Raw genomic sequence first — 6,305 nt, 5'->3', positions numbered from 1 at the left:
CAACCCCGGCGCGCCGATCACCGCAGCCAGAGGCAGCAGCGGCCCGTCGGATTGACCGAATGCGATGCGGCCCCAAGGGAAGCCGCCGAACGGGATCGATCCTTCTGTCGGTTCGGCGGAATGGTGGCTCGATCAGTACGTGAAGACGCGACGCTCCGGGCGAAGGGCCAGTCGTGTCCACAGCCCGGTGAGAACCACGGCGGTGAGCAGCCCGATCAGCGCGCCAGGGCCGGGGCCGGCGAGAGTTGAACTGTCGTGAGCGGACTGGCGTGTCCAGATGGACAACATCGCCAGGACCGAAGTGCTGGCGCATCCTGCGGCGGCGAGAACGATCAGATGGATCATTCGGGTATGGAGTGCGGCGGCTGAGCAGATCAGACAGAAGATCACACCGGCATGGGCGGCAATGACAGCGACGATGCTGGTCGATTCCGCCTGCGCCGCTGCATTGTTGAGCAATGTTGCCCAGCCCGTTGCCTCGCCCGACTGGCCCAGGCACAGACCCAGCCCTGCTACGGCGATCACTGTAGCCGCACGCAGGCGCTCGTGGGCAGCCATCTCTACCGTCGCCAGCACTCGTCGTTCGATGGCCTCGAACATGGGCCGATAGTGGCGAAGATCGTCGTGCACTTCGAACCCTCCCGTGAACTGCGGTATCGGCCGCATCCGTCGGCCGCGTCCTGTGTCGGCGCAGCTCATGACCGGTCGACCACCAGTCGCACCGCGGGCGGAGAAAGTTCCCGGATCGACGCGGGAACTTCGGCACCCGCGGATGCGACTGACTGTAGGTACCGCGGCGATGACGTCGGTACGAATCCGCCCGGTGGCTGACCGGGCGTGCTGCGCAGGAGTGCGTGGCCGGGCCGGTCGTGCGGCGCGGCCACGCACAGCGCGATCACTTCACGTTCGCTGACGCGGCGACACCAGTTCACTGTTCGCCGAGGTATCCCTCCCGGGTCGTCAGGATGTAGCGGGGTACCGACGCAGCCGGAGGCTGTTCGATACGACGAAGAACGACGAGAACGCCATGGCAGCGCCCGCGAGGAGCGGGTTGAGCAGACCTGCGGCCGCTATGCGGATGGCAGCGATGTTGTACCCGAACGCCCACACCATGTTTCCCTTGATGGTCGCCAGTATGGCCTTGGCCAGCCCCAACGAATCGACCACATCGCCGAGGTCGTCGCGGACGACTATGATGTCCCCGGACCGATGGCGACATCGGTGCCCGCGCCGATCGCCAAACCGAGATCCGCGCTCGCCAACGCCGGCCCGTCGTTGATGCCAGCTTCCGCCTGTCGAGGACTTCGTCGCGGTGCCCGGAATGGGAACCCACGGCCGGGTCCACGGGCGCTCGTCGAGATCGGTCGTAGACGAGGGGCGTTCCTTCCAGTCGGTGCGGTGGGGCGGGTACCCCGGTGCGGTCAGGCACGGGGGCGGGTGGTCACAGACGTGAGGTTCCGCGGACGATGTCACCCTCGATGTAGGTGAATCCGACTCCGCGGCCGTCACGGAGCGCGAAGTGGTATTCTGCGGGGACCCAGACGGTATCGAAGTGCGACGCCGGCCGCCCCTGCCGCGTCTGCCGCGTCTGTTGTCGTACAACCATATTCGGCGCGATCAGGGATGGCCGGCGGTTACGAGATCGACCTACGCATACCGGCGGCGGGCGTCGTCGATCTGGTCGGTGCACAGCAAGTGTGGATCGGGAAGGGGTTCGCCGGACGCATGGTAACCCTGTGGGCCGACCTCGCCAGCATCCACGCCGTGATCGACGGTTTGGTGGTCACCACGGTTGGAGCTTGTCAAGTTATCTGTGAGCGAATTTGCTTTCAGGTGAGATAAGGGTCGAGTCTGTCCGGATAGTTGATCACGAGCGCGCCGAGCGCTTGTTTCCAACCGGTCGTCAGAGATCCTTCGATCAGTCTGTTGACCTCCCTGCCGGTGCGGGGTGCGAGTCGATCTTTGCTCAGGCGGTCTCTCTCCCGGGCGCGCTTGTCCTCGATGCTGCAGATCGCGAGCCACAGAAGCTTCACTGCCGCTTGATCATTGGGGAAGTGTCCGCGGTTTTTGATGATCTTGCGAAGTTGATAGTTGAGCGATTCGATGGCATTGGTGGTGTAGATGATCTTCCGGAGCGCCGGTGGGAAAGCCAGGAACGGGATGAACCGCTCCCACGCGCTCTCCCACGTCCGCACCGCTGTCGGATACTTGACACCCCACTGCGAGGATTTGAAGTCGTCGAGTGCAGCTTGGGCCGCATCGACGGTGGGTGCGGTGTAGATCGACCGGAGCGACGACGCCACCGCTTTGCGGTCGCCGTAGGCCACGAACCGCATCGACGCGCGGATCAGGTGGACGGTGCACGTCTGCACGACGGTGTGCGGCCACGTCGCTTCGATGGCGTCGCCGAATCCAGTGAGGCCGTCCGTGCAGGCGATCAGGACGTCTCTGACGCCACGATTTGCCAGCTCAGCGCAGATCCCGGCCCAGAACTTCGCCCCTTCGTGTTCTTGAACCCAGATCCCCAACACGTGTTTGATGCCGTCGAGGTCGACACCGACGGCGATGTGCGCAGCCCTGTTGGTGACCTGCTGACCGGACCTGATTTTGACCACGATCGCATCGAGATAGAGGATCGGATAGATCGGATCGAGTGGCCGGCGCTGCCATTCGAGGACTTCCTCGAGGACCGAGTCGGTAATCTTGGAAATGGTCTCGCGGGAAATTTCGGTACCGATGGTCGAGGCAAGATGATGCTCGATGTCGCGCACTGGCATGCCGCCGGCGTAGAGCGCGACGATCATGTCATCGAGCCCACCGATCCTGCGCGCACCACGCGGGACCAGGGTTGGAACGAACGTGCCGTCGCGGTCGCGGGGGATTGCCAACGGCACATCGCCGACTTCGCTCGACACGGTCTTGCTGCTGAAACCGTTGCGAGCGTTGGGAAGTAGACGGCCGGCAAGGTCGCCCTTGTCGTATCCGAGGTGCTCGGTGAGTTCGGTCTGCAGTCCGCGCTCGAGAACCGCCTTGACCATCTCCTGCAGGAACCCGCCCTGCCCGGTGATCTGCAGCTGGCCCGTGTCGATCTTGGCCATCACCTCGTCGAGGGCACCCGAGGCCTTCAAGGCGTCGAAGGCGCTGAGCTCAGCCCGATCGTTCGTGTCATCTGCATGATTGCCGTCCACAGTCATGGTCACGATGATGCTCCATCCGTGTCAGTCCGTTCTTACACAAACCATCTGACACGCCCCACGGTGTGCCTCCCAGCTGACGAGCGCCGACCTCGACCGGTTGACCATGCGCGGCGCACGTGCAGGGCAGACTGCGCCGGCACTGCCCGCGTTCGATCCGAGTGCCCGCTTGCGCACTGCGGCACCGATCGAGGTCGATCGCACCGCCACCCGCGATGGACTGATCACCCTGCTCGGCCATCAGCTCGCATTGGGTCCGGACACCGCCGGAACCCGCATCACCCTCAGAATCGAGGGCGGTCTCATCCACGCCATCGCCGGTAACCATGTGATCAAGACCTTGCCGAATCCGTTGATCAGCAACGATAACCGCCAACTGACCCGCGTGCGTCGAGCAACGACGCTCCTCCCGCCGCCCTCGGGCCCCCAACGCGTGCACCGGAAAGTGCCGATAGACGGTGTCGTCATGGTCGACGGCCAGAGATTGCCCGTCGGCCGCACACACGCCGGAACCATCCTCACCGTGGTCGTCGAGGATCACCATTTCCGAGTTCTCGACGGCCCCACAAAACTCTCACTGCACGCCGGAACCACCACCAAACCGATCCGAAACTTCAACGCCCACCCGACCCCGAGACCGTTAACGATGTCCCGGTGACGATCAGTTAGGTATGTCCCGAGACCACACACGTCACGCATTTGCATGCGCAGAAATAGGCTCTGTGATGCACAACGATGTGCGTTACAGGGCCATGGATGCCTGGACGGTGACGTAGACGGCTACGACGAATAACAGGGCTGCGAAGCTACGGGTGAGTGTGGTGGCAGAAACTCTGTCGCTGATGACTTTTCCTGCGAACGAGCCTGTAATTGCCGCGAAAGTGAACGGTACGACGATCTCCCACGGGATGGTGGCACCCGTGCCGAGGCGTTCGGTGAAGGCTCCCGCGCTGGTGATGGAGATGATCACCAGTGACGTTCCGACCGCGACGGGCATCGAATAGCCCAGTGCCAGAACCAGGGCGGGGACGATGAGGAATCCGCCGCCCACTCCCAGAAACCCGGTGAGGCAGCCGACGACGAGCGCGGAGGCGACCAGCTTGACCACCTGCGAAGTAGTGATCTTCACTTTCGTGGGCTTGGCGGCGACCGCGACGGCGCTCGACCGTGTTTCCGCGGTCTCGACCGGGTTCGGCGTCGGTAGGTCGGCATCGTGTCCTCGCCGGGTGCGGCGCAGCATCGCACCGGCGGCGACGATCATCAGAGCCGCGAATGCGAGCAGCAAAATCTGCGGGTCGACCGATCGGTTGAGGATCGACCCACCGAAGGCGGTGCCCGCGCCCAGAAGTCCGAACACTGCCGCTGCCCGCCACCGAACGTGCCGTGCTCGCGCATGGCTGATGGCCGCGATGATCGAGGTGATTCCGACAATGATCAGCGAGGCGCTCGTTGCCGATTGCGGTTCAACCGCCAGGAGGTACACCAGAGCAGGAACAGTCAGTATCGATCCCCCACCACCGAGCGCGCCGAGGGAAAGCCCGATGAGAATCCCTGCGGCGACTGCGATCGCGAGGATGGCGACCATGTCAAATTACTGAGCCGGGCGTGCCGTCATCACGGACCACAGGGCGGCCGTCTTCGTGCCACGCCATCATACCGCCCGACAGATTGTGCGCCGTGCGATCGGCATCGGTGAGGGCCGCGACAGCTTTGCTCGACCGAGCGCCCGAGCGGCACACCACGACCAATTTCTGCTCGGGAGGATAGGCAGCAGGATCGAGATCGCCGAGGCGTACATGGACGGCGTCCGGGGCGTGGCCGGCTGCCCATTCGTCGTCCTCGCGGACATCGATCAGGATGGCTCCCGATTCGGCGATCAAAGCGTGTGCGGCGGCCGGATCGGCTTCCGGTGGTGCTCCAGTCATGAAGAACGCTCCTTGGATCAGTGGGTGCTTACAGGGCGTGCAGCGGCGTGGCCGGCACGAAGCGATAGCCGTCGCTCGGTGAGAACGTGGCCGAGACGGTGAACCGATCTCCTCGAATCACTGTGTGCCGCAACTCCACCGGCCGGGAATTCATGCAACCCGAACGGCGGATCGACAGCGCGGAGGTCTTCGAATCGAGTTCGAGTGCTGCCGCATCCTCCGGATCCGGGACGACGGCAGTGACGTCCTCGCGGCCACCGGTCAGGCGGATGCCGCAACGCTTCTCGAGCTCGATGTAGAGAGCCGTGTGAGTGAAGTCCGCATCCAGGAGGTCGCGTGCCAGATCCCCCGGCAACCAGGCACGGTCGAGCGCCAACGGCATGGTCCCTGCCATACGGATGCGCTCTAGGTAGAGCAGCGGCGCCTTGGGACCGACCCGCAGGGTAGCGGCCACCGCGGGGTCGGTCCGCAGTTCGAGTACACGCACCACGCTGTGCTGAGCAACACCCGTGGCTTCCACCGCAGCGAAGAGACTGTAGAGCGCACCGAGTGGCTGCTCGATCACCGGCGGAGCCGCCAACCGAGAAGGCCGGCCACGCTCTGCAATCAAGATTCCTTCGTTCCGCAGGTGCCGCAGGGCCTCGCGGGTGGTGTGACGGCTCACCCCGTAGCTCGTCGTCAACGCATGCTCGCCCGGGAACTCGGAGCCGGCGAATTCGTCGTCACCGATTCGGCGGACCAGATCAGCATGCAGTTGCGCCCACAGCGGCATCGCACTGGAGCGGTCGAGCGCGGCACTGCGATCGGGTTCAACCATCAAAGGCCCTCCTGTCGATCTGTGTCGGAATCCGAATTCGAGCCGCCGACTGCTGGCCCTCGGGGCCACTGTACAACAAATGTACGTACATCCGTACGGACGGGAGATGCTCTGCGCAGGTCGACACGCAACAAGACGACCTTCGCATCGACAAAGTCTCGCCGAGCACGAACGAGCGCCTGGTGGAGATCGCGCCGAACCTGGTGAATCCGTCCGCGTAGCGACGCGGCATCACGTCGCCTCCCAGTCGGTCCCGGGTCAGGCCAGTCGGTGCCGGATCAGGAGTGTCGCCCGGGGTCCTGCTCGGTCTGGGGTCTGCTCACCGTCGGTGGCGCAGCGAGCCGACAGGGCGAGCACAGGACCAAACCG

At 64.3% G+C, this 6,305-nt stretch carries 7 protein-coding genes and 2 pseudogenes; 1 reads left to right on the top strand and 8 read right to left on the bottom strand.

Annotation, left to right across the window (positions count from 1 at the left end; translation table 11 throughout):
* The 5 genes and pseudogenes from AB0366_RS26930 to AB0366_RS26910 form a co-directional block, all read right to left on the bottom strand.
* Nucleotides 1-99 (bottom strand): annotated as a pseudogene (locus tag AB0366_RS26930) (hypothetical protein); the annotation flags it as partial.
* A gap of 33 nt (nt 100-132) precedes the next feature.
* A complete protein-coding gene (locus AB0366_RS26925; RefSeq protein WP_051048272.1) occupies nt 133-600 on the bottom strand; it encodes a hypothetical protein in 468 nt (155 codons plus the stop codon).
* Between the two features lie 360 nt (nt 601-960).
* Nucleotides 961-1,283 (bottom strand): annotated as a pseudogene (locus AB0366_RS26920) (cation-transporting P-type ATPase); the annotation flags it as partial.
* Nucleotides 1,284-1,441: 158 nt separating this feature from the next.
* Nucleotides 1,442-1,606 (bottom strand): hypothetical protein, encoded by a 165-nt coding sequence (locus tag AB0366_RS26915; RefSeq protein WP_155288693.1) that lies wholly within the window; start codon nt 1,604-1,606, stop codon nt 1,442-1,444.
* Between the two features lie 223 nt (nt 1,607-1,829).
* Nucleotides 1,830-3,194, bottom strand: coding sequence for an IS256 family transposase (locus tag AB0366_RS26910; RefSeq protein WP_032373346.1), 1,365 nt, complete (start codon nt 3,192-3,194; stop codon nt 1,830-1,832).
* A 106-nt stretch (nt 3,195-3,300) separates the two neighbouring features.
* Between AB0366_RS26910 and AB0366_RS26905 the strand changes: the two genes are divergently transcribed.
* A complete protein-coding gene (locus tag AB0366_RS26905; protein ID WP_008720428.1) occupies nt 3,301-3,852 on the top strand; it encodes a hypothetical protein in 552 nt (183 codons plus the stop codon).
* Nucleotides 3,853-3,936: 84 nt separating this feature from the next.
* On the opposite strand, the gene AB0366_RS26900 is transcribed toward AB0366_RS26905, so the two are convergent.
* From AB0366_RS26900 to AB0366_RS26890, 3 genes are read right to left on the bottom strand one after another with little or no spacing between them, the layout of a single operon-like run.
* Nucleotides 3,937-4,779: a sulfite exporter TauE/SafE family protein gene (locus tag AB0366_RS26900; protein ID WP_008720427.1), complete on the bottom strand. Its 843-nt coding sequence runs from the start codon at nt 4,777-4,779 to the stop codon at nt 3,937-3,939.
* Between the two features lies 1 nt (nt 4,780).
* Complete coding sequence (locus tag AB0366_RS26895) at nt 4,781-5,119, bottom strand: rhodanese-like domain-containing protein (RefSeq protein ID WP_008720426.1); 339 nt, start codon at nt 5,117-5,119, stop codon at nt 4,781-4,783.
* Between the two features lie 28 nt (nt 5,120-5,147).
* Nucleotides 5,148-5,936 carry a GntR family transcriptional regulator gene (locus tag AB0366_RS26890; protein ID WP_008720425.1) on the bottom strand — a complete coding sequence of 263 codons (789 nt, stop codon included), beginning with the start codon at nt 5,934-5,936 and terminating at the stop codon, nt 5,148-5,150.
* Nucleotides 5,937-6,305 lie beyond the last annotated feature (369 nt).

The organism is Rhodococcus sp. NPDC076796 (genome assembly GCF_040702765.1).
In the GTDB taxonomy this organism is placed as follows: Bacteria; Actinomycetota; Actinomycetes; order Mycobacteriales; family Mycobacteriaceae; genus Rhodococcoides.
Note: the sequence above shows the minus strand (reverse complement) of the source record. Positions and strands in the feature narration are given on the sequence as shown.